We start from the raw sequence: 25259 nt of genomic DNA, 5'->3' as shown, positions 1-25259 counted from the left end.
GCTTTACTCTTAGAAAAGATGTAAGATTATAAAATTTCTTTATTTTGATAATAAAACCATATATGATAAGAAGGTACCTTTATATTTTTTAATATATTGTCTGAGGGCGTTACAGCGTGTAACGTTCTTTTTTCTCAAAGGTGACTAAGGCAATTCAGATGTAACTTACCAAGATTAACTCATCAGGAAGGGTTCACTTTATGGATAATTATAATGAGAGAATAAGAAAACTATTTAATAAACTAACAAAAAGACAGAAATTAGTAGCAAAATATATCGTTGACTTCCCTAAGGAAGTTGCATTTCAAACAGCAAAAGAGGTAGGTATCGCTAGTCAAACAAGCGATACAACCGTAATTAGATTATCATATGCACTTGGATATTCAGGATATAGCGAACTGCAAAAAGAAATTCAATCTTCCCTAATAGAAGATTCATTACATAAGACAGATCCTATAGAAGATTTTCGATCTACATCCAAGTCTCTAAAAGATATTAACTTAATTCAACACGTTATTGAGCAGGATAGCGCTTATGTTCGATCAACTTTAGAGCAATTAGATTACAGCCAGTATAAAAAAGCTGTGGATTTATTGATAAACTCAGAAATGCGGATAGTTATCGGCTTCCGTTCATCATATGGTCCTGCAAATTGGCTGACATTCAGCCTGAATATTGTAGTTGGAAATACACTTTTATATCGGGGAGAAATAGAGGATGCTAATTATTTCTTATCATTAATCGATGAGAGAACATTAGTGGTTGCCATCTCTTTTCCTCGATATACTAAAGAAACCAATTCGTTTGTTAAAGCAGCAAAGAAAAAAGGAGCAAAGGTACTTGCAATAACAGATGATGAGCTGTCCCCTTTAGGACTGCTTTCCGATATTTTGTTCAAGGTTGTTGCACCTTCTCCTATTCCTTTAAAAGGGATTACCCCCACCTTTGCTTTACTTAATTTACTTGTTACAAGTATAGCCGCTTCACAGGAAACTAAAGTCCAAAAGCGGTTGGAAGAATACGATCAGACAAGTGATGAATTTTCTCCATTTACAAAAATGTAATTGAGAGGGTAATTATATATTTGATGTATTGATGGAACGGGGAACCCATGGACCTCATTAGATATAGGTATAAAAAATGGTAAAATTGAAGAAATAGGCCCTCTTATAGAATCTGATGGAGTAACGTAATTGACGCTGAGGGGCTTCTAGTTGCCCCAGGGATTATGGACGTAAAACCCTCCAGACTGCCCGTTGGAGTTCGTCACGTTCTAGTGAACGGAGAAATAACGGTAAAAGATGACCATTTTTTGAAACGCACCTGTGGAATGGTTATTCGCCGAAACAAATCCTTTTTACTATAAATTGAAGTTTAATCTTGTTTCTTGAGGCTGACTCATTAAATTTGAGTTCAGCTCTTTTTTATTTTTATCTGTAAAAAAAGTGAGCTTAGAATACTCTAAGCTCAAAATATAGGGGGTCAACTGTTTGAATAGTTCGACCAATATTATTATAACGGATTCAAAATATAATTTAAATACAAAAATGCATAAATATTTAATTATTTTTTATAATTATACACACCCTTCATAGGTACGTTACTTTTTGGAATAAGTCTTTGTTAATTTCTTTAACCGCACACTTTCCTCGTTTAGAATCTCATAACTCATGAGTAAAAGTCTGCCTGACCAATTTCTCCATATTTTAGAGATGCTTGGGGGAGTAAAAAATTTCCGCGACAAAAAATTCTTCAGATGGTGGAAGCAGGGATCGAATGCCGGACAATTTTCCCTTTAAAATTTCCCTGGGTTTTTGATGTATCCTGTTTTTTGTTCTTTGAAAAATCGAAAACTACAAAATTCGCTATGACATAGTATCTCATCAAGAATGCATAAGGGTGAAAAGTGGATCTCTTACAAAACGTATCGATTCTCCGTAAAGTACCCCTAATAAAGAATTGACATAAATTCTCGCTTGGTTAGCCAAAGCAGGTTTTATCCGGAAAATTTTAAGCATAAAAATCGTTTTTTAAAGCATTCTAAAAAGGTCCTAAAAAAACAAAGGAGGTGCCATTCATGACAGTCATCAATGACGTTAAAACAGCTCTGGCAGGACTAAAAAGTACTCAGGCGAGCTTTGAAACATTTGCTCTTAGTACAGATAATGAACAAGCGAAGCAGCTGTATCAAGATGCCGCTAAACAAACTCAAGCCGTAGTGGACAGTATTTCACCGCGTGTTCAGCAAATTGAACAAGAAGAACCTCAATACAAACAATAATCATTAACACGATACAAAAGGTTGGTTGGATATCGGCCAACCTTTTTCCCGATTTTGAATGGATAAAATGAGGTGATTTTCATGAAAGTCAACATAGCTAATTTTAAAATTCTTATATTATTGCTAATCATTATCGGACTAAGCTCTGGATGTAATGAAAATCAATTGGATAATAACAATAAAAAGTCTAGTGTTTCGCAAGTACATACAGGGAAGCCATTCGATCAATCTATCGCTAACCACGCTAAAGAAAAGATTAAAACTAAGGACGAAATTACGGATGTTAGGGCTGTGAATACAGATAAGGAGCTTCTAGCGGCGATAAAGGTAGAAAATTTCGACCGTTTTCGCTTAAAAAGTATCGAGAAGACCGTAACATCCGACTTGGAAAAAATGTATCCCAATCACATGGTTGTCGTTTCGTCCGATAAAAAAATGTTATGGGAACTCCAAAAAATTGAAGAAAGACTGCAAAAAAACAAAACGAATAAGAAAAACTTAAAAAAGGATTTGAAAAAACTTAAAAATCTTATTAAGGAACAGACGTAAAGTGGGGGACGAAGCCATGTCAAATAATCAAAAGAAACAGCTTTCACCAGTCCAGCAGGAATACCAGGAACTGCAAAAACAGCGCGAAATCAAAAGGCCGGTTGTGAAAAATTGTATAAAAGCCTTTCTAATAGGCGGTCTCATCTGTCTTATTGGCCAGTTTATTCAGGATTTTTACATTTATTATTTTGATTTTACAGAGCAAACGGCCGGCAACCCGACGGTTGGAACGTTAATTTTTATTACAATGCTTTTTACTGGTTTTGGTGTATATGACCGAATTGCCCAATTTGGGGGGGCTGGGACAGCGGTACCCGTAACTGGTTTTGGCAATGCAGTCATATCACCTGCCATGGAACATCGAACCGAAGGATTTGTCTTGGGCGTAGGCGGTAATATATTTAAATTGGCGGGTTCGGTTATTTTATTCGGTGTTTTTTCTGCCTTTGTCATTGCCTTAATTAAGACAATTTTAATCAGATGGGGTGGTTTATAATGCTTGCAGGCCATCGTACATGGATATTCGAACAAAAGCCCGTCATTATTTCGACTGGAACTATTGGGGGACCCTTTGAAGCCAATGGAGCTATACCGGATGACTTTGATACTCTTCATGCTGATTTATGGCTTGGACAAGATTCCTATGAAAAAGCACATAAAGTCCTTTTTGAAGAAGCTTGTCAGAAAGCGATGGAAAAAGGCGGAATCCAAAAGGATCAAGTACAATTTATCTTTGCCGGTGATTTAATTAATCAAATAACGCCAACCAGTTTCGCTAGCCGGACAATTGGAGCACCGTATTTTGGTTTGTTTGGTGCCTGTTCTACTTCAATGGAGGGGCTTGCATTAGCTGCTTATATCGTTAATACCAATGGAGCTAAATATATACTGACTGGAGCCTCCAGTCATGATACAGCAGTTGAAAAGCAATTTCGTTATCCAACTGAATATGGCGGACAAAAGCCTCCTACTGCCCAATGGACAGTCACAGGTGCTGGCGCGGCCCTTTTAAGTGATTCTGGTGAAGGACCAAGTGTTACATCTGCAACAATTGGCCGTGTAATTGATATGGGCTTAACAGATCCATTTAATATGGGAGGGGCCATGGCTCCTGCTGCGGTAGATACCATTGAGGCGCATTTAACGGAAAGAAACATTGATCCATCTTATTATGATTTAATCGTCACCGGGGATCTTGGCCAAATAGGGCGTGAAGTTTCCCTTGATTTATTTAAAAAGCATGGAATTTCCATCAGTGAAGAGCGATACCAGGATTGCGGTCTTATGATTTATCGGGAGGGTCAGCCAGTCCTGGCAGGTGCAAGTGGTCCAGGTTGTTCAGCAACCGTCGTTTATGGGCATTTATTAAATCGCATGAAGAAAGGAGAATTTAAAAGAATGTTAGTCGTGGCCACAGGTGCCTTATTATCTCCACTTTCTTTTCAGCAAAGCGAATCGATCCCTTGTATCGCCCATGCAGTATCCATTGAATATGGGGGGCAATCATCCATATGACCTATTTTTGGGCTTTTACCGTAGGCGGTTTGATTTGTGTCATTGGGCAGATTATGTTTGATGTGTTTAAATTGACACCCGGACATACATTAAGTTCTCTTGTCGTAGCAGGGGCTATTTTAGATGGATTTGGATTATATGAACCCTTGATTGATTTTGCTGGTGCAGGCGCTACTGTACCTATTACAAGCTTTGGCAATTCCCTTGTGCATGGGGCTATGCAGGAAGCAGAAAAACACGGGATAGTTGGTGTACTCACGGGAATGTTTGAAGTAACCAGTTCAGGTATTTCAGCTGCCATTATTTTTGGAATGCTGGGAGCCCTTATTTTTAAGCCAAAAGGATAAGGAGGATGTTAAATGACGATTGCATCAAATGTAAAACAGACTCTTGCCAGCCTTAAAGGTGCAGAAGCCGATTTATCCAGTTTAGCACTTAGGACTCAAGAATTTGAATCAAAGCGTACACTCCATGAAACCATGATGAGTGTCCATGAGGTAGTAACGGATTTAAAAAAGCGAATAGGTGAAATGGAACGGGAAGAATTTCAGTATAAAGGTTTTTAAGAGATATTATTTTTGCTGGGGGTGTTAATCAGTGCCTGCATGGTTAGATATTGCCGTACGGTCAATTTTATTTGTTGTAATTTTATTCTTTATTACGAAATGGTTAGGAAAGAAACAAATATCAGAGTTATCTTTCTTTGAATATGTCACTGGTATTTCTATTGGGAGTATAGGTGCTGAGGTTGCTATGGGGCTTGAACGGAGCATTTTTCACGGGATCATCGGAGTTATTATCTTTGCAGCGATACCCTTTATCTCTGGTGTACTTTCCTTAAAAAGTAAAAAGTTTCGTGATTTTGTAGAAGGTACAGGAACTATCTTTATAAAAGACGGAAAAATCATGGAAGATAACATGAAAAAGGAAAGATACACGACAGATGAGTTACTGGAGCTGCTTCGCAGGAAGGATGTTTATCAAGTGGCGGATGTAGAATTCGCCGTATTAGAGCCGACTGGAGATTTGTCCGTCATGCTAAAGAAAGAAAATCAGCCATTAACACCAAAGGATCTAAACTTGGCGATTGCTCCAATCAAAGAGCCTCAGACTGTCATTATGGATGGTGTTATAATGGATGAACCGCTTGCCACGATCGGACGAAGCCGGGCCTGGTTATACACTGAATTAGATAAGCTTGGTGTAACGGTCGAAAATGTGTTTCTGGGACAAGTTAACTCCTATGGAGAGTTAACAGTAGACCTGTTTGACGATCAATTACAAGTCCCATCACCTCAGGATCGAGCCCTAATTCTTTCGACCCTGAAAAAATGCCAAGCAGACTTAGAGCTGTTTGCTCTTGGAACCGAAGTAAAAGAAGCTAAGCAGATGTATAGTGAAAATAGTGAAAAACTGCAAAAAGCAATTGATAAAGTGATGCCTATTTTAAAAGGATGATGATGCATTAACAGTAAAGCAGGACCTTTTTATTTTAAAACTAATTAGTTAACCCCTTAGCTTGATTTCAGACTAAGGGGTGTTTTCCTATATTATAGTCAAGTTATCTGCTTCTATTTCCCGATGCTAATTCCAGCCCTTTTTGATAATATTGTGCCATCATTTTTTCAGGAACCATGCTTCCGCCTGTCGCCCACACAATATGTGTACCCTTATTCATTGCTTCCGTTAAACCGTGCATGTGTAAATAATCTTTACCTTCACTGCATAATTTACTTGGTCCAATCAGTCCTGCTAATGCAGAAGGTTCTAACTGGATGCCCTCTGTATCAACTAGTTCCTTTAATAACTTATAAAGCAGTTCATCGCTGACAGTATAAGTTCCACCTAGAAACGGCTCTATAGTTTTACCAACAAATCCCGATGGCCTCCCTACAGCAAGCCCATCAGCGTCTGTAAGATTATCAATGCCAATATCTTGTACAGAAATTTTATCATGAAGGCCAGTCATTAAGCCGAGCAGCATACATGGCGAGTGGGTGGGTTCTGCAAAAAAACAGTGAACATTGTCTTGAAACAATAATTTTAAACCAAAGGCTACGCCTCCAGGACCGCCGCCTACTCCGCATGGAAGGTAAACAAATAAAGGGTGATTTTTATCTATTATGATCCCTGACTCTTCCAATTGCTGCTTCAATCGAGATGCAGCCACTGCATAACCTAAAAATAGGTCTTGAGAATTTTCATCATCCACAAAATAACATGCTGGGTCACTATATGCCTGGGATCGGCCTTCTTCTACCGCTTTACTGTAGTCATCTTCATATTCAATAACTTTGACATTTTTGCTTCTGAGCAATTCTTTTTTCCACTGTTTTGCATCAGCTGACATATGAACAGAAACATTAAAACCTAATTTTACACTTATGATGCCAATACTAAGTCCTAAGTTTCCAGTCGAGCCTACTGCGACTGAGTATTGTGAAAAAAATGTTCGAAATTTTTCACTATCTAAAATCGAATAATCATCTTGAATGGTTAACAATTGATGTTGAAACGCTAATTTTTCTGCATGCTTGAGAATTTCATAAATCCCGCCTCTTGCTTTAATAGATCCGGATATAGGAAGGTGACTATCGCATTTTAATAATAATTCTCCTGGAATAGGCTGCTGATAATTCTGCTCTAAGGATTTTTTCATTGAAGGTATTCTCACTAAAGGAGATTCTATGATACCATTGGATTCTTTTGTTTCAGGAAAAGCTTTAGAGATAAATGGTGCAAAACGTTGCAGCCTTTCCTCTGCATCTTTTACATCTTCTAGAGTAAGGGGAGATTTTTTAATTCCAGTTTGAAACGTTTCCAGATTAGGATTGATCCAAAAAACCTCTTCTGTCGATATGAGCTTATTCAGTAAAGGATATTTGTCTTTCCATGCTTTTATTTCTATTCTTTCAATGTCTTTCATCTTTTTTATCCTCCTGATTTTTTGTGCGAAATATATTTCTGAATTTTTATAAATTTTATCATACTTTCAATTTTTTCTTTTTATTTTACATTATTTTAATGGAGAAAATAGCTGTTAAATTAGCGAGAACATATCTGTATTTGAAGGTTTTATTGATAAGAATGTCTTTCGTAACACTCCGATTGTGATGAGTGCTAATGAGGAGGGCAAAAGAACACTGTGATTAAAGTTTATACCCTTGGATTGGTGGAAATCGTCAAGCAAAAATCAGCAACAAAAGTTTTTTATTGCCTACTTTACAGTTGAAAAAATGAGATTCATGGAAATATTTCTTAACAATCAATTTATTAATAATAATCAAAAAATTAAGATTATTATGTTGACTAATGATATATTGAGTATTTATACTGATAAATGAAGTTGTAACGTCAATTTTTATATTGAAATGAAGTAAAAACATCAAAAGGAGGTATTGTTTAGTGAGTGATCAAGATGATTTTATTGAGGACAGCAGGTATTCCCAATGTACGAGAGAAATGTGGGCTACGGTAGGCTTATTTGTAATAAACATTCTTCTTGTCGGGGGTGTATCGTTATGGCTTGGGCTTAACAAAACCGCAGATTCAATGACTTATATTCTTGGTTTTCCTGCTTGGTTCTTTTGGGGAGGGATTATGGGCACAGCGATTTTTTGTATCCTTCCTTATTTCATGATTAAGTTCTTTTATAAGGATATGTCGATTGAAGCTGAGGATGAAAGGTAGGTGCTCACTCAATGAAATGGGATGTTCTTATACCGATATTTCTTACTTTAATTGCTACGTTTGCAATCGGGATTGTTCTTCACAAGAAAATGAAGGTTAAAAATGCAAACTTTCAGGAGGATTATTTTATTGGAGGCCGATCTCTTGGACCATTTGTATTGACCTTCACTATTTTAGCTTCGGCAGCAAGCGCCGGCACTTTTATCGGTTCTCCAGGGGTGGCATATACATCAGGATTTAGCTGGGTGCTTATTCTCCTTACACAAGTTGGAATGGGTGTATATATATTAGGGATTCTTGGGAAAAAGTTTGCGATAGTGGCAAGGAAAATTAATGCTGTCACTTTAACGGATTTTTTCAAGGAAAGATATGAAAGTAAAGCGGTAGTGCTGGGAAGTTCTATCGGGGTTATCCTTTTTATCAGTGCCTATATGGTAGCTCAATTTGTAGGAGGAGCCCGCATTTTAGAATCAATAACGGGTTTACCCTATAAAACTGGATTACTTATTTTTGGGCTAGCTGTTGTTCTGTATACTGTATACGGTGGTTTTAGAGCAGTTGCATTAACAGATGCTATTCAGGGCATCATTATGATTTTTGGTGGAGTGCTGCTTTGGATTTTCTTTTTAATTAAAACGGACGGATTTAGTGGCCTAATAGGAAAGCTAGTTGCTGAACACCCGGAAATGGTAGAATTACCAGGACCGTCAGGAGCAACACCATTAATGCTTTTTTCCTACTTTATGCTTTTTGGCATCGCAGCCATTGGTTTACCACATGCTTCCGTTAGGGGAATGACCTTCAAAAATACTGATTCAATGCATAAGTCCATAATCTATAGTGGAATGATTATGGCGTTGTTTTCCATATTTTTTGCAACTCTTGGTCCGTTTGTAAGGGTTTTATATCCGGATTTATCAGCACCAGATATGGCATTGCCGACATTAATATTAGATATAATGCCGGGATGGGTTGCTGGACTCGTACTTTCGGCTCCGCTAGCAGCTATTATGTCAACGGTCAACTCAATGCTACTTGTGACGAGTGCTTCTGTTGTAAAAGATATATATTTAAATTACATCAATCCTAAAGCAAGTGAAAGAAAAGTAGCTAAGTTATCTTATTTCTCTACCCTGATTATTGGACTAGGAGTGGTATTGTTTGCTCTAACACCACCAGACTATCTGCAATTTTTAGTAATTTATGCGATAGGTGGACTGGAAGCTACCTTTTTTGCACCCATTGTATTCGGTCTTTATTGGAAAAGAGCTAATGCATGGGGAGCTATTGTCTCAATGTATACAGGGTTAATCAGCTATATCATTCTTGGTGAGCTTTTTCCGAATCCCTTTGGAATGCAAACCATTGTAACTGCAACAGCTCTATCCGTAATTTTGATGATCGCTGTCAGCTGTTTAACTCCTCGGCCATCTGAACAAATTATCATCAAAATGTGGGGAAACAAAAAAGTTGAAAACCCTCACATTAAGAAAACTTCTATAGGGTAAGCATTTATTCCATCCATATAAGAAAAATCAATCTATTATTTTAGGAGGAAAATTATGTTTGATTTAATCATTAAAAATGGACGTATTTATGACGGAACAGAAAATCCTTGGACAAAATCTGATATTGGGATTAAAGATGGTATTATCCGTAAAATTGGCGATTTGAAGAATGAAAGTGCAAATCGAGTTATCGATGCAGAAAAAATGGCTGTCACTCCAGGGTTTATCGATACACATGTACACTCGGACCTTCTATGTACCAAACCAGAGATTCATAAAATTAAGGTTTTGCAAGGGGTAACAACAGAATTATTTGGGCAGGACGGGATATCTGTAGCGCCTGTATCTGAACAAACAAAACCCCTTTGGCAAAAGCAATTAAAGGGGCTAAACGGCGATATTGGAGATTGGCCATGGAATACGATTGAAGAGTACCTTGAATTTTTGGATCAATCTAAAATTTCCGGCAATGCAGCTTATCTAGTTCCTCATGGAGCTGTACGTACATTGGTAATGGGATTTGATGGCCGGCAAGCTACTAAAGAAGAAATGGAGAAAATGAGGGATCTTGTCGAGGAAGGCATGAAACAGGGAGCTGTGGGGTTGTCTTCAGGCCTGGTTTATCCTCCTAATGTATTTTCCTGCAAAGACGAATTAATTGAAATTTGCAAAGGTGCAGCGAAGTACGATGGTTGCTTTGTGGTTCATATTCGCAATGAAAGCAACAAATCACTAGAGGCGCTAGATGAAGTTATTGATGTAGCAAGACAATCGGGGGTACGGCTGCATGTTTCCCACTTTAAGGTTGCTGGGAAAATTAATCGATCAAAGTATGAACAGGCTCTAGTAAGAATGGATGAAGCGAGGTCAGAAGGGATAGAAGTAACATTTGATCAATATCCATATACAGCAGGGTCTACTGTTTTTCATGCTATATTACCACCTTGGATGCATTCTGGCGGTACAGCAGAATTGTTGGAAAAGCTAAAGGAATCTAGCGTACAAGCCCGTATAAAAGAGGACTTAAAACATAATTCCGATTATGAAAATTGGGTATTGAATTGCGGGTGGGAGAATATCACGCTTACATCCGTCTCAACGGATAAAAATCGGTGGGCTGAAGGAAAGAATATGGTGGAAATTGCCAATCTCTTAAATGTTGAACCTGCCGATGCAGCATTCAAACTTCTTCTTGAAGAAAGTGCGGGAATTACTATGCTTGTACACTGGGGTGATGAAGAAGTAATTACTGGTGGAATACAGCATCCATTACAAATTGTAGGATCTGATGGCATTTTTGGAGGAAAACCTCATCCTCGCTTATATGGTACGTATCCGAGAGTATTGGGGCACTTTGTAAGAGACAATAATGCCCTTACGCTTGAACAGGCAATACGTAAAATGACCGGTGCTCCTGCTCAATTGTTACGTCTAAAGAAAAGAGGGTTATTAAAAGAAGGATTTGCGGCTGATATTGTTATTTTTGATCCACTAACCATTCGTGACAATGCTACTTACGAGGATCCGTTACAAGAGCCCTCAGGTATTAACTATGTAATTGTTAACGGACAGCTGGCTGCAGAAAAAGGGAAGTACTTAGGGGTAACCGCTGGTCAAGTGTTAAGGCGGGAACCTGTATATGCCGAGAATGTTTCTGTATAAAGATTTACAGAATTTAACCACTTACCGGAAATCTGCAAATTGAAGAATTCTTGACGATAATGATGTCTTTTTCCCTTTCAATTAAAGTTATTCAAAATGAAATCCTCTGAGATCAGAGCAGAATGAAGAGTGAAGGTAATTGGGAAAAAGACTATTAATATATCCATTAGAAGAAATAGCTGAAGCCGAAATTGTATTTGGAAAAAATTTATGGGAAAATGGTATTAAGAATAATTAATAAATAAAAAGGCTAGAAAAGACTAACGTCAATTTTCTAGCCTTTTAAAAAGCAGGGCAGATTACATCCAGGATCTAGTTAGAAAAAACTACTGAGATTTACGTGGAATCCCGGTAGAGCGTCCACTGCATTAGCCAGACGGGTATAAGGATCCTTCAGAAATCTACTAGGTGCAGCAATATTGCAATGTCAATATCTTGTCCTTTTTCTTGACTTTTTGATAAAGTTTTAGTTAATTTTCACTTCTTCAACAGGACAGGATAGTTAAGCAAGGCATAGAATTATAAAATAACCATCCACTACAGCATAATTTTCCGTTTGAAAACCAGCCATCTTGCAAGTAAAAAAGATTTTGGTAAGGTACAGCGGCAGGTGAGATAGTTAGTCGTAACAGTGATCCCGGTAAGACTGTAATGAAAGCTGAAATATCGTAGAATAAATCTAATCTTACCAGCTGTACGATAGTTCCCACACGCACCTCTCTATAATTACTTCAACTATTCATATATAATATAAGCAATTCTAAATCCAAAAGGTGAACATTCCATGAATACAACGATCAAAGATATAGCAAAGCTTGCCGGAGTTGCCAAGAGTACGGTTTCCAGGTATTTGAATGGCGGCCATGTAAGCGAACAGACAAAAGCCAAAATCAGAAAGGTGGTTGAGGAAACGAAGTATGAACCTAATTCGTTTGCGCAAAGCCTGAAGGCAAAGAAAACAAACTTTATTGGAGTAATTGCCCCAACGCTTGATTCTTATGTTACATCGACGGTGCTTATGGCCATTGATGAAGAGCTGAGAAAGCGGGATTACACCACCTTGATCATTAGCACAAGCAAGCATGTTGACCGTGAAATCGAAAGCCTGATCAGCTTGTCACGCCAAAAAGTGGATGGCATTATTCTGATTGCGACAGGGGTAACGGAAAAGCACATCGAGACGATTAACTCCATACAAATTCCAGTTTTAATCGTCGCCCAGGAGGTCGGTCATGTCACCTGCATTATTAATGACGATTATCAGGCAGGGTTTAAAATGGGCCAGTATGTTGCACAAAAAGGGCATCGCGCTGTGGCATATATCGGAGTGGCGGAAAGTGATATAGCCGTAGGGCAGCGCCGGAAGCAGGGAATAATGGAGGGTTTAAAGTCTGCTGGAGTCTCTGATGTTAAAACCTTTGTGTCCCAGTTTGATTTGCAGGATGCAGCCAGAGTTACACAGGAAGTGCTCGAGGAGAGTTCGCTGACAGCCATTATTTGTGCTACTGACACAATTGCGTTTGGGGCGATGAAGACTATCACGAAACTGGGGAAAAAAGTGCCGAAGGATTTTTCAATCGCTGGGTTTGGCGGATACAATATCTCAGGAGTCATTCATCCTGCCCTAACGACCATTCGCTTTAAAAATGAAGAGACAGGTGTCATGGCTGCCGAAACGATTATTAAATTGACTAATGGCGAAGAGGTCCCGAACTTGCAAGTCTCCGGTTTTGATTTTATTGAAGGTGAGAGCGTGAAAAGTGTAAAAAGCTGATAACGTTTTCAAAAATAGGTTGTTGAAAACTGAAAACTGTACTATAATCAAATTAATGAAACCGGTTCCCGCGCGACGAATCCATATAAGGGTTAAGAGGCGGGTTGTTTTTTGAACTGAAAAGGAACCGGTTCCAAAGAGACAATAAACAAACATGACTATTTTTTTATACAGAAATGGAACCGGTTCCGTTTCTGTATAAAGGGGAGGAAATAGACAAATGGCAAACATAAAATCCAAATACCTGCCAACAGTACAAGTATTACAAAAGTTAATTGGAGGGAAGGAAAACCTTCAAGGTGCAGCCCACTGTGCCACAAGGCTGCGGCTGGTTCTGAAAGATAATTCACTGGCAGACACGAAGGCGATTGGAGAGCTTGATTTTGTGAAAGGTTCGTTCGTAGCTGGAGATCAGCTGCAGATTATCTTTGGGGCAGGTACAGTTAATGATGTGTATGCTGTCTTCACAGAAGAAGCAGGCATCTCAGGAATGTCACTTGGTGACGTAAAAGAGCAATCTGCCCAGAAACAGAATGCTTTCCAAAAAGGGATTAAGGCTTTATCCGATGTGTTTGTTGAAATTATTCCAGGCTTATTGGCTGCTGCACTTTTGATGGGGGTTACAGGACTTCTCAGTCAGGAAGGGATTTTCGGTGAACAGCCGGTGGTTGAAATGTATCCGGCCATTGCTGGCTTTAATCGCTTTATCAGTATCATGTCAACCGGTATCTTTACGATTCTGCCATTGCTTGTTGTGTATTCAGCAACAAAGCGTTTTGGCGGCAACCCGGTTCTAGGGTTAGTGCTTGGTGCGATTATGCTTCACCCCGATCTTGCAAACGCTTATTTAGTTGGAAACGGAACGGTCGAGCCGGAAGTCATCAGTTTATTCGGCTTAAAGATTTCACTTGTTGCCTTCCAGGGCGGGATTATCATTGCATTGTTAATGGGACTTGTTGTGGCTAAGCTTGACCAATTTTTCAGCAGAAAAGTGCCGGATATTATCAAGCTTTTCCTTGCGCCTTTTCTAACGATTGTCGTTTCTGGTTTTCTATTATTCTCGGCTATTGGCCCATTTGGCCGTCTCTTATCCGATGGCATTACCGCGGGTCTGATGTGGAGTGTCGATAACTTAGGCATTGTCGGGTTCATGCTGTTTGCCGGAATCCAGCAGGTGATTGTTATTACCGGCCTTCATCACGTCATTGGAGCAGTTGAAGCACAGCTGATTGCTGACACAGGATCGAACTTTATCATGCCGCTGATGTCGGTTGCTTTAATGGGACAGGGTGGAGCAGTGCTTGGGTATACTTTGGCTCTATGGAAAAATGATAAAGCCAAACAGATTGGCATTTCAGCGTTTGGTTCGACATTGTTCGGAATCTCTGAGCCTGCACTGTTTGGGGTTAACGTGAAATATAGATTTCCGCTCGTTATGGGCTGTATTGGCGGTGCCATCGGAGGAGCGTATGTATATATGACAGGAATCAAGGCATTAGGCTTTGGTGCGACTGCACTGCCTGGTTTCGCGATTGTGGCGGCACAAGGAAACGGACATATCAACTATATTATCGCCAATGTGCTTGCACTGGCGGTAGGAGCGATTTTGACGGTTGTGTACTTTAAAGTGAAAAAACCAAACTTAGATTAATAGAATTGGAGGGAGAAATTCCTCTCTTCTCTATTTTTACAGGAGAGGACTTAGTATGGAGAGATATACAGAAGAGAAGTATAGATCGTTATATGACGCAAAAGAGAATGAACTGGAGAGGCTCCGGGAAAAATCCGCAGAATCCGTATGGAAGCCGGCCTACCATATCCACCCGCTGTACGGTTTAATTAATGACCCTAATGGGCTTGCCTATTACAACGGTGAATTCCACGTGTTTTATCAGTGGTACCCGTTCGGTGCTATGCACGGCATGAAGCATTGGGCCCATGTAAAATCAGCGGACCTTGTGAACTGGGAGCGTCTCCCGGCTGCACTGGTTCCGGTGGAGGATTATGAGTCCCATGGTGCCTATTCCGGAGCTTCCCTTGAGGTGGACGGAATGCTCTATTTGTATTACACAGGCAATATCAAATACAGTGCAGAGGAAAGATCGGCGAATCAGTGCCTGGCAATCATGGATCAGGAAGGGAAGATTCAAAAATATGAAAACAACCCGATTATTGAAGGGGTTCCGCAGGGCTATACCGGGCATGTCCGCGATCCAAAGGTGTTTGAAAAGAACGGTCGCTACTATATGCTGCTTGGTGCACAGTGTGAAAACCTGACTGGTGCCATCATTGTCTATGAATCTGAAAATGCCATTGATTGGTCATTTAAAGGGGAGCTGAATCTGCAGATTGTTTTTCCTGATTCGGTGTATATGCTGGAGTGTCCGGATTATTTCGAGCTCGACGGCAAAGATGTGCTGATTTTCTCACCTCAAGGGTTAAAGCCTGAAGGGTATGATTACCATAATCTGTATAATGTCATGTATGCAGTGGGCCATTTGGATATAGAAGCTCTTTCATTTGAGCCTGAGCATTTCCAGGAGCTTGAAAAAGGATTTGATTTTTACGCTCCGCAAACTTTTGCCGGCAAACATAATGAGCGCCTGTTATTTTCATGGGCCGGAATGGGTGAAATCGATTATCCGAGTGATAAGGAAGACTGGGCGCATTGCCTGTCAATTCCGCGTGAGCTGTGTCTTGTCGATGGGAAGCTTGCTCAAAGACCGGCAGATATGCTGAAGCAGCTTCGCGTAAAGTCGGAAACGAGCAGCGTGTCCATTGAGTCGGGAAGCCTGATAATTGATGAAGGAATCGGGCAGCACGAGCTCGAATTTAATTTTGATACACTAGATGCTGATGTATTTGGGATTGAGCTTTTTGCTTCTGAAAAAGAGGGTTTAGTGCTTGAGTTTGACCGCAGCTCACAAGCTGTGAGTCTGAACCGGGAAAAATTTGCATCCTCATTTGGCGGGGAATACGGTTTTGTAAGGAGCTCAGAACTGAAAATCGATTCTTCTGTAAGAGTTCAAGTATTTGTTGACCACAGTATTGCTGAGATTTTTATCAATGATGGGGAAGCAGTGTTCACGGCAAGAGTCTTTCCTGGAAAAGGGTCTAACGGAATCAGATTGTTCAGCGACAAAAAAGTCAGCTGCACTTATACGAAGCATGAGTTAAAGCAAGGCATTACACGTTAAGGGTGAGAACATGACGAAATTATACTCGATAGGTGAAGTATTAATAGATTTTATCCCGCTCGAGAAGGGGGATGCATTAAAGGATGTCACTGCTTTTGAGCGGGCCCCGGGCGGTGCGCCGGCTAATGTTGCTGCGGCTGTGGCAAAGTTTGGACACAATGCATCGATGATTACAAAGCTCGGTTATGATGCATTTGGCGATTTTCTGATTGAACAGCTTCAAAACGCTGGGGTGGAGACAGACAAGATTCTCCGCACCAGCGAAGCGAACACAGGACTTGCGTTTGTTTCTCTGAAAGAAAACGGTGAGCGGGATTTTTCTTTCTACCGGAAACCCTCTGCAGATTTGCTGTTTGAAGAATCGGAGCTGCAGGAAGAGTGGTTTGGTGAAGGGGATATCCTGCACTTCTGCTCGGTGGACCTGGTCAATAGCCCAATGAAAATAGCCCATAAGAGAGCTGTGGAAGTAATGAAGAAAAAGGGCGGTCTTGTCAGTTTTGATCCGAATGTCAGACTGCCGTTATGGGAGAATCCAGAGGATTGCCGGGCTGCCATTCTTGAATTTGTGCCCCATGCTCATATTTTGAAGGTTTCGGATGAAGAACTGGAATTCATCACCGGAATCAGTGATGAGGATGAAGCGATTGCTTCACTCTTCAAGGGAGATGTTCAGGCTGTGGTCTATACAAAGGGCGCTGATGGAGCCGAATTATATACACAAGCTGATAAATGGGACTCTTCGGGATTCACAGTAGATGCCCAGGATACCACTGGTGCAGGAGATGCATTTATTGGCGGATTTTTATTCAAGCTTCTGGAAGCTAATGCAAACCCTGAAAATGTGTTAAGTATATTAAGAGAAAAGCATGCAGACATTTTGCTGTTTGCTAATGCAAGCGGGGCCTTAACCGCTGCAGGCAAGGGGGCTATACCGGCACTGCCTGTTAAGGAAAAGGTGCTGGCTCTTATAAAAGAACAGGAAAGATGACACCCCATGTTGATATTAAAAGAAGATGCAATGAAGCATAATTTCCGTATGAGGAGATTATGCTTTTTTGATTATGAAAGTGCATTTCTAAGCAGAAGGAAACATCCATTCATGCTGTCACAAAATGTTCGAAATTAGAGGAAAATTTGTTTTCTTTTATATCTGTTTTTTTTTAGAAAGGTTGAAAAGAGTGTTTCAAGAAGGTGTTTGTGACATAAATCACAAATAAAAGTCTCACGCTAGGTTCGAAAATTTAGCTGCATATTTTATCTTGTCTTTCCGCTTCCGTCAATAGTATGAAAGCAGGCTGACTTATTAAAATCAGGCCTTAGAAAGAACGGAGCGAGTGTGATGGTGAAAAATGAATTTACAATAATCAGACAACATGCCTATAATAAATCTCGGGGTGAGAAATATGACAGATATTGGCGTATTAACCAGAATTATGGGATCAGCTTACAATCAATTCGGTAAAAAAGTACTGGCTACTCAGCTGCGGTATGCGACTTTGGAAGCTGTTTTTGAAGTGGATGAGGAAGTTCAGAGAAAGCTGGATCCAAAAAGGCGGGTGGAGATTAGAGAGTTTATCATCCAATCGCTTGAAGAAGGCAGGGATTTTTACTTTTCCCCATTTGTGTTTTCGGCCAGAGGCGCGATTCGCCAAACGGAGGATGGATGGGAACTGACTCCCGGAAGCAAGCTTTACATCATTGATGGACAGCACAGAAGCGCGAGTTTTTCATCCGCCATAAGCCATCTTAAATCCAGAAAAGAATCAGCGGAAGAAACAGGCAGGCTGGATGAAGCAATCAAACTGCAGACTTATATTGAAAGATTGAAAGAATATCCCGTTGCCATGCAGGTATTCCTGGATTTGACAGCCTCTGAGGAGAAACAGCTTTTCACAGACATAAATACTGAAAGAAGAGAAGCTCACATCGGGCAGATCATGCTTTATGATCAGCGTGACCCATATACTGAGCTGACAAGAACTGTTGCAGCGAAGCTTCAGTCAATCTTTGAAATAGAACAAAGCCTTTCCAGAATTTCCATTCACAACTCCGCACTTACATCATTAGCCACCATGAAGAGATGCATCATTGCCTTGTTTGAAGGTATTTTGACTGTAAAAAAAGGTCCCCCATATTACAGATGCAATCCGAAGGAAGCAGAAGAGATTGCAGTCGAATTTTTTCAAGTATGGCAGCAGATTTTCCCGAAGAGAAGCGCTAACAGATTTAAATTTGTTAGCGGTTACTCCGGTGTGCAAATTGCTCTTGCTTATTGTGCCAACCAGCTGACCAGGACTCATAACTTATCCTGCAAAGAAGCTATACACGAACTCAAACACTTAAAATTCGAGTGCAGCTGGAAGCACGATGATCCGATGTTCCGGCATTTGTTAGACCCGGTGTCTTCCAAAATTAAAGGCCATTCTGCCACGAGAAAAATCCAGCAGACCTCATTGGAATTCAAAAAGAAAATCGAACAGGGAGGGCTGAAGCCGTGATTGTTCATGATATTTTCACTAAGCGGCAGACTTTTATAGCGGTGTCTGTTTCCGAACTTGTCAATATGCATAAAGATGAAAGGCTTATTCTGAGAGACACGAATCAGCTTCAGGTCAGACGGATTAAAAAGTATATTTTCTCGAATGCTGCAGGGGGAGAAATATATATGCCGCCGCTGGTTGCCGCAGCAGAAGAGGGGATGTTAGGAGGACAAATTCCAGGCAGATTAAAAATCGTAGATGGATCACACCGGATGAAAGCCCTGCTTCAGCTCGAGGATCAAATTTTTATGAGCATGAAAAGTGAAAAGGACGAAGAGATCCGGAATGCTTATCATCTTCAATATATGCTGGAAAAGACAGAGATTTCCATTCAGGTCCTTGAAGGCCTCTCCATAGATGAGGAAAACCAGCTTTTTATTGATCTAAACACAAAAGGGAAACAGGTGGCATTGTCCAAGCGAATCGCCTATGATTCCAGAGACCGCTTAAACGGGATTACCAACCGGATTCTTCAATCCAATGCAAACTTAATAGAAGCAGGTGTGGAAACCGAAAAAAGGGCTATTATTCGGCCAGCTAATAAAAAGTTCCTCTCACTCTCCCAGCTGCGCTTGCTTGTGGCCACTTTTATGGCAGGCAAGCTGTTAAGCAGATCGGATGAATGGAAGGAGAATACCGGTGTAGAGGATGAATCCTATATGGATATCGTAAATTCCTGGTTCGATAAACTCTTCACCTTTGAATCTCCTAAAAGAATCGGAAACTATCAAGAAACCATGCTGGCGAGCTTTTCGCTTATTCAGGCCGTATCGTTATACTCAATTAAAGACTGGGAAAACCAATCCCTTTCTGCCAAAAAACAAAGTCTGTCTGAGAGAATGGATAGCATAAAGGAAGTGAACTGGAGCAGCACGAATCCGGAGTGGAGAAGATTTGACGGAATGGCAAGAGGAGAATTCTTTTACCTGGATAAAAGCAAGAGAAATATAGAGGAGATGGCCAATTGGCTGGAGACGCAAAGGAGGTGAGCATCATGTAACAGCATAAAAAAACCCTCAGGCGGGTCTTGGACGACGATAGCCTGAGAGTCTCTGTGAGATGGAGTATACCAGCTCATAAGTTAGTATACTCCTTAATTTACATTTTTTAAATAGTGAAGTTTAAGGGAGGGTATTAATTACAATGAATGCATTACTAATAAAGAAGTACATTATCATTCCGGAAACGAAATCAATAAGAGCCCATTTTAACGAAGCAGGAGAATGCTGCAGTTTGGTTTTGGAAGGGAATTATACGTTTATGGTAAAGAGGAAACCGATTGAGATCATAGACGAAAGCATAAATTATTATGGTTTCGATCTGAATGGTGCATCGAGCGGTTCAAAAACCATACTTGGACCCTGCAGAGCTGCACCAGTATGAATTCCAGGCGGCATGGACATGTATTGGTTTCCTCATACTTCCCCTGGCCACGATGAATGTGTGTGGTTTGCGCTTCATCATGTAGATGCCATTATGCCTGAGGGCCATAATACCTCAAACGTTTATGTAAGTGGCGGTCATTGTTTTAAACTGAATGCTGCTGAAAAAGAGGTTTCTATGAGATATGACCGGACAGAGAAGCTGGCATCCAGAATATCCAAGCGCAAGGAAAATACCTTCAGCTTTGTTATGGAAAGAACCACTGATACTTACTCGGTTCAAAAAGGGAAGCGGAATTATATCATTGAAAGGAAGAAAGAGTAGCAGCAGATAGCTTCTTTGCCGGCTTAAGAGTGCCTGTCCAGCATAACAGTATGGGGATAGGCACTTTCTAAAGAGGTGTATTGCTAAGGCAGCCGCACATTTTGACTGCTATCCGGACTAGCTAAGATCCCAAAATTCTTGTCTAATTCGACATAGTTCCTGATATAATGATACGAGAAGGAGGTGAGAAAGGTGGAAAAAGTACTTAATTTAATCCTGAACAAGCTTGAATCATTAGATCATAAGGTTGATTCCATGGACAAAAGACTGGACGCTCTGGATCAAAAAGTCAGCTCGATGGATAAAAGGCTGGACGCTCTGGATCAAAATGTCAGCTCGATGGATAAAAGGCTGAACGTTCTGGACCAAAAGGTCAGCTCGATGGATAAAAGGCTGGACGCTCTGGATCAAAAAGTCAGCTCGATGGATAAAAGGCTGAACGTTCTGGACCAAAAGGTCAGTTCGATGGATAAAAGGCTGACAGCGGACTTAAAACGGCATGAGGACCATATCCAACAATTGATTCATAGTGTCGCTGCTACAAATGTTAAAATGAATGAAATGAATGAAAAATTGTCTGCTATTGATGCGAAAGCAGATCAGGCTATTGAACAGATTGCCGATCTTAAAGAATCAGCTATTTCAAGACATGATCTTGCTTATTATGATCAGAAGATTTCAGAGCACTCCCGGCAGATCTATAAGCTGAACAATCAGTAATCCTCCAGAAGAACACTTCGTACAATCTTCATCTTCACCATTTGTTCCAAATCAGGCACCTGACCTCAAGTACGCTTTGGACTTAGAGGACAGGTGTTTTCATTTTCCTGATCTGCCTATCTGAAAATTTAACAGGGCTGCGTCGTACAATTAATGAAGAAAGATGATGACATAATTCAAAGGGAGATAATCATACATGAAAAACCTGACCATATTCACCGCCTCAGCCGTTAAGCCAAATATCATCGTGAATCCTGCTGATGATTCAGACCGAATGGAACCTCCAGCCGGCTGGAGCATCTCAGCCGATAATCCTGAAGATATTATCCATGGCTTCTCTCAATTAAAGATCAAGAAAGAATTCAAGCTAAGAGGATATCAATACTTCAGCGGAGGAAACGGCAATGGAATGGTCTGGGCGATTCCAGCTGCAATGGAGCTTCCTGATCCTGACCTTTGCGACCAAATGGATGACTTTTTTCTCAGTCCTCCTAAGCCTCAGTTCGCATTGGATGACTTTATGGGTGCGATTGATGGGGATAGGTCACCTTTATCTTATCTGCAGGCAGCTATTGCTTTGCATGAGCTTTATGAATTTGGGGCGATATGGCATGGCTGTTCATGGGGACAGGATCGGATTTTGCCTTATACGGATGATTACAGAGAAGAGATGCGTTCAGATATAGACGAGCGGAATCCGCGAATAGAAGACTACTTAAATTTTATTCACCCGTGGGATGAATTGAAGGAAATTCCAGATATCCTACATCCTCATTTTTTCTATAAAAATGGAAAACCGGTAATCATTTTTTATACGGTTAATGATATCGGCTATTACAAATTAAACCGGTACATCCATACCTTTGAAAAGGAATCCTATATCCAGAAGGTAAAACGTGAAGAAATTGGGTCAGGCCCTGGGGGAATCATTTTCTGATTGAAATGGATACAAAGATGTCACGATTAAAAGCCCCATTACCATGCAAATAATGTTAGAATCAACAAGGAGGACTAAGCGGCAGGCAAGGTTCTCTTTTCTTTTTCCGGGGAGTTTACCAGCATGGGGATTTTTCAGAAATCATTGTGCATCAACTCCTGTTATAATAGGTGTATAATTAGTATTGGCGTATAGAGAAAGAGAGAATAATTAAAAGGGGAAGAAACGATCATGAAAGAGGAAGAAACCCTGAAGATGCAGGGACGGCCTTTATCAAAGATCCTCGCACTGACAGTCAAAACAGGGATTATTAAATCCAACCTGATCCCGATGTTTGCAGGATTAACACTGGCCTTATATACGTATGACTTCGGCCTTCTGGAGAAGCTGCCCGAGATTCTGCTGGCCTTTATTGGCTCAAGCCTTGTAATGGGGGCAGCCGGGGCTTTTAATAATTTATATGACCGTGATATCGATTCGATCATGAAGCGGACCCAAAGCAGACCAACTGTCACAGGGGAAATCAAGCCAAAGCAGGTGTTGTGGCTTGCTGCCTTCATGTCTGTGTTTGGAATCCTCGCTCTTGCCTTTACGACTCCATTAGCGGGGCTGCTTGGATTTTTGGGGCTGTTTTTTTATGTGGTCCCTTACACGATGTGGAGCAAACGAAGAACCATTTATAACACGGAGATCGGCAGCATTTCAGGTGCGATGCCGCCGCTTATCGGCTGGGCTGCCATCCACCCAAATATCACGCATCCTGCGATCCTTGGGCTGTTCATCATCACCATCATTTGGCAAATGCCGCACTTTTATGCGATTGCGATCCGGAAGCATGATGAATATAAAGCGGCGAATGTGCCGATGCTGCCTGTTGTTAAAGGTGTTAGAAGGACGTATATCCAGACGAATGTTTATTTAGTTGTTTTGATTGGGATCAGCTTTCTGTTAGGGTCCTTAAGCATCGGCCTTATGCTCGTAGCCCTGCTCCTCGGGATTGCCTGGCTGGCACTCAGTATCTACGGCTACAAGCGGATGGACCCGGAAAAGTGGGCGAAATCCCTGTTTATCTTTTCGCTTGTCCATATGACAGTTCTTTTTTCGACGGTGATTATTTACTCGATTATGGGGATTATTTTTAATTTGTAAAAAACAGACACACTGGAACCATCAGTGTGTCTGTTTTTGTTTAAGAGGTGATTCTCGATTTGCGGATTCCATCATAAATACTGATTCCTGCATAAATGATGAAAATAATGATGATGCTGCTGAGCAGCCAGCTCTTCAATTGGGCAGCTGATATTGAAAATAAATCAGTCATGTAAATTACAAATTCCTGCTGGAGCAAATTCGGGTTCAGCAGGATGAAGATGAACACGATGGTGGCAAACAGCTCAAGGATGGTATTGAAGATGGCCATTCTTTTCGTCCATTGGCCAATGATGAGTTTGTAGAGAGCGAGTCCCGCTTCGAGCGCAATGATTACCACGACGATCGGCCAGTATCCGAGCAGCACATCCTGGTTGACCGCGGGAATCTTGAACTCCAGTCCTTCACCTCCGCCCATATAGACACCCATAAGCCGGTCGGCATAAAAGTAAAGGGTTGCCCAAATGGCAGTCCACATTAAGCTTCCGAACACCTCAAACTTGGAAATGGCTCTTTTCTTCGGAATATACGTAATGCTTTTCAAATCCTCCGGAGTCCATGGTTTTAAGCTTGGTGATAAAGGATGCTGCTCTTTTCCTTTATCCATCCTCTCAATAACGGCGAATACAATCGTCAGCCAGAAAAACACCTGGACGGCCACTTCAATGAGTCTCCAAATTCCGTAGCCCATTAATTCGAGTATGGCATTGATGATCGTTTCGTCACGGTTAAAATTAAATATAAACTCGGCAGCAATCGAAATCAATGAAATCGCTGCGGCTATCGGCAGGATCATTTTTAACAGTGATACATATACATCGAAATAGCGCGGCCCGATTAAATGCATCGGCTGATCCCGGTATCCTGCCGCCAGGGCTGCGGGACTGCCCAATTTGCTGAGGACATCTTTAACATCTTCCTCATTGTAATCATCCGGAAGCATATCCCCGATTGTTGACTGCAGCTCGAGTGCGATATCCGCACGGCTCTTTTCAGGCAGTCTCCGGGTCACTTCCTGTATATATACTTCAATTAAATTCATCTTCCTCATCCCCCTTTAACAGCCCGAAAAGCTGTTTGGAATTCTTAATCCATTCTTCTCTCAGTTGCAGAAATGTCTCCAGACCCAGTTCGCTTAAAACATAATACTTGCGCGGCCGGCTCTCCGTATGATCCCAGCTGCTCGTGACAAGCTCCTGTTTTTCCAGACGCCGCAGCAATGGATATAACGTGCTCTGATCAATATTAATGCCGGAATCCTCCAATAACTGAACCAGTGAATATCCGTATTGCGGTGTCCGAAGCTGGCTCAGCACTGCCAGCGTCAATGTCCCTCTGCGCAGTTCTGTTGTTAACGAATTCAGCAGCGTGCTCATTCAATCACCTCGCTTGATATACTATATGTCATACACTATATGGTTGATACTATGTATCATACAGTATGGACGTGACAATAATCAACTGCTTATCTTGAGTTTTTTTGACAGGTTTAGGAAAATGCTGGTGGTGTGAACTGCTGCCATCGGAGAAAGCGTCACATCTATATTGAGCTCCATAGATTCATATATTGTGACTCAAATATAGGTCATTGGTATTCGGCTAGCTCAGGCAATTCAAAATAATAAAGTCCTATGATACGTTGGGTGTTAATATACCAGACTTCATGTGAGGACCCAATTCAGTCGTACAAAGAAATGGCTGGATTGAGGTCTTTTTTCATTTTTGGGGGCAACGATTTTTCTTTTTTATAAAAATCGCAGGAAAAGTCAAATATATTTTTAAATTAAAAATATATAGTTAATTTAAAAAAGTATATGGTAATATTGTAATTAATACAGTAATACTTAAAAATATTCATATATATGAAAATAATTTATTTGGCAGGAATAAAATGCAAGAGGGAATTTCTAAAAAGATTAGACAATACCGACAAGAAAGAAAGCTTTAGGTGAAGGAGTTGAGTGAAAAAACAAACTTATCGAAAAGTTTTTTATCACAAGTTGAACGAGGTTCCACTACGATCGCTATTA

23 protein-coding genes and 1 pseudogene are annotated in these 25259 nt (G+C 40.6%); 21 read left to right on the top strand and 3 right to left on the bottom strand.

The window, feature by feature from the left end; all coding sequences use genetic code 11:
* Positions 1 to 200 precede the first annotated feature (200 nt).
* The 8 genes from A361_RS16070 to A361_RS16035 all read left to right on the top strand — a co-directional run bounded on the left by A361_RS16070 (position 201) and on the right by A361_RS16035 (position 5803).
* Positions 201 to 1064 carry a MurR/RpiR family transcriptional regulator gene (locus A361_RS16070; RefSeq protein WP_019382217.1) on the top strand — a complete coding sequence of 288 codons (864 nt, stop codon included), beginning with the start codon at positions 201 to 203 and terminating at the stop codon, positions 1062 to 1064.
* Positions 1065 to 2077: 1013 nt separating this feature from the next.
* Positions 2078 to 2281 (top strand): DUF1657 domain-containing protein, encoded by a 204-nt coding sequence (locus A361_RS16065; protein ID WP_019382215.1) that lies wholly within the window; start codon positions 2078 to 2080, stop codon positions 2279 to 2281.
* 81 nt (positions 2282 to 2362) lie between these two features.
* A complete protein-coding gene (locus A361_RS16060; RefSeq protein ID WP_019382214.1) occupies positions 2363 to 2830 on the top strand; it encodes a YhcN/YlaJ family sporulation lipoprotein in 468 nt (155 codons plus the stop codon).
* 16 nt (positions 2831 to 2846) lie between these two features.
* Positions 2847 to 3326 carry a stage V sporulation protein AC gene (spoVAC, locus tag A361_RS16055; protein ID WP_019382213.1) on the top strand — a complete coding sequence of 160 codons (480 nt, stop codon included), beginning with the start codon at positions 2847 to 2849 and terminating at the stop codon, positions 3324 to 3326.
* On the top strand, positions 3326 to 4345 hold the full coding sequence (gene spoVAD / locus A361_RS16050) for a stage V sporulation protein AD (protein ID WP_019382212.1): 1020 nt from the start codon (positions 3326 to 3328) through the stop codon (positions 4343 to 4345). Before spoVAC ends, spoVAD begins: the two co-directional genes overlap by 1 nt.
* Positions 4342 to 4692 carry a stage V sporulation protein AE gene (gene spoVAE / locus A361_RS16045; protein ID WP_019382211.1) on the top strand — a complete coding sequence of 117 codons (351 nt, stop codon included), beginning with the start codon at positions 4342 to 4344 and terminating at the stop codon, positions 4690 to 4692. The genes spoVAD and spoVAE overlap by 4 nt, the downstream gene beginning before the upstream one ends.
* A 12-nt stretch (positions 4693 to 4704) precedes the next feature.
* On the top strand, positions 4705 to 4911 hold the full coding sequence (locus tag A361_RS16040) for a DUF1657 domain-containing protein (RefSeq protein WP_019382210.1): 207 nt from the start codon (positions 4705 to 4707) through the stop codon (positions 4909 to 4911).
* A gap of 31 nt (positions 4912 to 4942) precedes the next feature.
* A complete protein-coding gene (locus tag A361_RS16035; protein WP_019382209.1) occupies positions 4943 to 5803 on the top strand; it encodes a DUF421 domain-containing protein in 861 nt (286 codons plus the stop codon).
* 103 nt (positions 5804 to 5906) lie between these two features.
* Here the strand turns inward: A361_RS16035 and A361_RS16030 are convergent, their stop codons facing one another.
* On the bottom strand, positions 5907 to 7271 hold the full coding sequence (locus tag A361_RS16030) for a D-serine ammonia-lyase (RefSeq protein WP_019382208.1): 1365 nt from the start codon (positions 7269 to 7271) through the stop codon (positions 5907 to 5909).
* A 479-nt stretch (positions 7272 to 7750) separates the two neighbouring features.
* Here A361_RS16030 and A361_RS16020 point away from each other — a divergent pair, with 479 nt between their 5' ends.
* The 13 genes and pseudogenes from A361_RS16020 (at position 7751) to cyoE (ending at position 23229) form a co-directional block, all read left to right on the top strand.
* Entirely contained in the window at positions 7751 to 8035 is a 285-nt protein-coding gene (locus A361_RS16020; RefSeq protein WP_019382206.1) for a YhdT family protein, read from the top strand.
* 11 nt (positions 8036 to 8046) lie between these two features.
* On the top strand, positions 8047 to 9543 hold the full coding sequence (panF, locus tag A361_RS16015; RefSeq protein ID WP_019382205.1) for a sodium/pantothenate symporter: 1497 nt from the start codon (positions 8047 to 8049) through the stop codon (positions 9541 to 9543).
* A 54-nt stretch (positions 9544 to 9597) separates the two neighbouring features.
* Positions 9598 to 11205: an N-acyl-D-amino-acid deacylase family protein gene (locus tag A361_RS16010; RefSeq protein WP_019382204.1), complete on the top strand. Its 1608-nt coding sequence runs from the start codon at positions 9598 to 9600 to the stop codon at positions 11203 to 11205.
* 784 nt (positions 11206 to 11989) lie between these two features.
* The gene (locus A361_RS16005; protein ID WP_019382202.1) at positions 11990 to 12979 is read left to right on the top strand and encodes a LacI family DNA-binding transcriptional regulator; all 990 of its coding nucleotides are present in this window, start codon (positions 11990 to 11992) and stop codon (positions 12977 to 12979) included.
* 220 nt (positions 12980 to 13199) lie between these two features.
* Entirely contained in the window at positions 13200 to 14630 is a 1431-nt protein-coding gene (locus tag A361_RS16000) for a PTS transporter subunit EIIC (protein ID WP_019382201.1), read from the top strand.
* Positions 14631 to 14685: 55 nt separating this feature from the next.
* Positions 14686 to 16176 carry a glycoside hydrolase family 32 protein gene (locus tag A361_RS15995; RefSeq protein WP_019382200.1) on the top strand — a complete coding sequence of 497 codons (1491 nt, stop codon included), beginning with the start codon at positions 14686 to 14688 and terminating at the stop codon, positions 16174 to 16176.
* A gap of 10 nt (positions 16177 to 16186) precedes the next feature.
* Positions 16187 to 17164, top strand: a complete 978-nt coding sequence (locus A361_RS15990) for a carbohydrate kinase family protein (RefSeq protein WP_019382199.1) — start codon at positions 16187 to 16189, stop codon at positions 17162 to 17164.
* A gap of 385 nt (positions 17165 to 17549) precedes the next feature.
* Complete coding sequence (locus A361_RS15985) at positions 17550 to 18674, top strand: DNA sulfur modification protein DndB (protein ID WP_236887892.1); 1125 nt, start codon at positions 17550 to 17552, stop codon at positions 18672 to 18674.
* The gene (locus tag A361_RS15980; protein WP_019382197.1) at positions 18671 to 19705 is read left to right on the top strand and encodes a DNA sulfur modification protein DndB; all 1035 of its coding nucleotides are present in this window, start codon (positions 18671 to 18673) and stop codon (positions 19703 to 19705) included. The genes A361_RS15985 and A361_RS15980 overlap by 4 nt, the downstream gene beginning before the upstream one ends.
* A 154-nt stretch (positions 19706 to 19859) precedes the next feature.
* Positions 19860 to 20423 (top strand): annotated as a pseudogene (locus tag A361_RS30920) (competence protein ComK).
* A 192-nt stretch (positions 20424 to 20615) separates the two neighbouring features.
* Positions 20616 to 21143, top strand: a complete 528-nt coding sequence (locus A361_RS15965) for a hypothetical protein (protein WP_019382194.1) — start codon at positions 20616 to 20618, stop codon at positions 21141 to 21143.
* Between the two features lie 196 nt (positions 21144 to 21339).
* Positions 21340 to 22080 (top strand): hypothetical protein, encoded by a 741-nt coding sequence (locus A361_RS15960; RefSeq protein WP_019382193.1) that lies wholly within the window; start codon positions 21340 to 21342, stop codon positions 22078 to 22080.
* 231 nt (positions 22081 to 22311) lie between these two features.
* On the top strand, positions 22312 to 23229 hold the full coding sequence (cyoE, locus tag A361_RS15955; protein WP_019382192.1) for a heme o synthase: 918 nt from the start codon (positions 22312 to 22314) through the stop codon (positions 23227 to 23229).
* A gap of 40 nt (positions 23230 to 23269) precedes the next feature.
* Here cyoE and A361_RS15950 read toward each other — a convergent pair whose 3' ends face one another.
* Together A361_RS15950 and A361_RS15945 are read right to left on the bottom strand one after the other, a co-directional pair.
* The gene (locus A361_RS15950) at positions 23270 to 24271 is read right to left on the bottom strand and encodes an HAAS signaling domain-containing protein (protein ID WP_019382191.1); all 1002 of its coding nucleotides are present in this window, start codon (positions 24269 to 24271) and stop codon (positions 23270 to 23272) included.
* The gene (locus A361_RS15945; protein WP_019382190.1) at positions 24258 to 24605 is read right to left on the bottom strand and encodes a PadR family transcriptional regulator; all 348 of its coding nucleotides are present in this window, start codon (positions 24603 to 24605) and stop codon (positions 24258 to 24260) included. The genes A361_RS15950 and A361_RS15945 overlap by 14 nt, the downstream gene beginning before the upstream one ends.
* Positions 24606 to 25259: the final 654 nt, after the last annotated feature.

Source organism: Cytobacillus oceanisediminis 2691 (assembly GCF_000294775.2).
In the GTDB taxonomy this organism is placed as follows: Bacteria; Bacillota; Bacilli; order Bacillales; family Cytobacillaceae; genus Cytobacillus; species Cytobacillus pseudoceanisediminis.
This window is presented reverse-complemented; position numbering and strand designations above follow the sequence as displayed.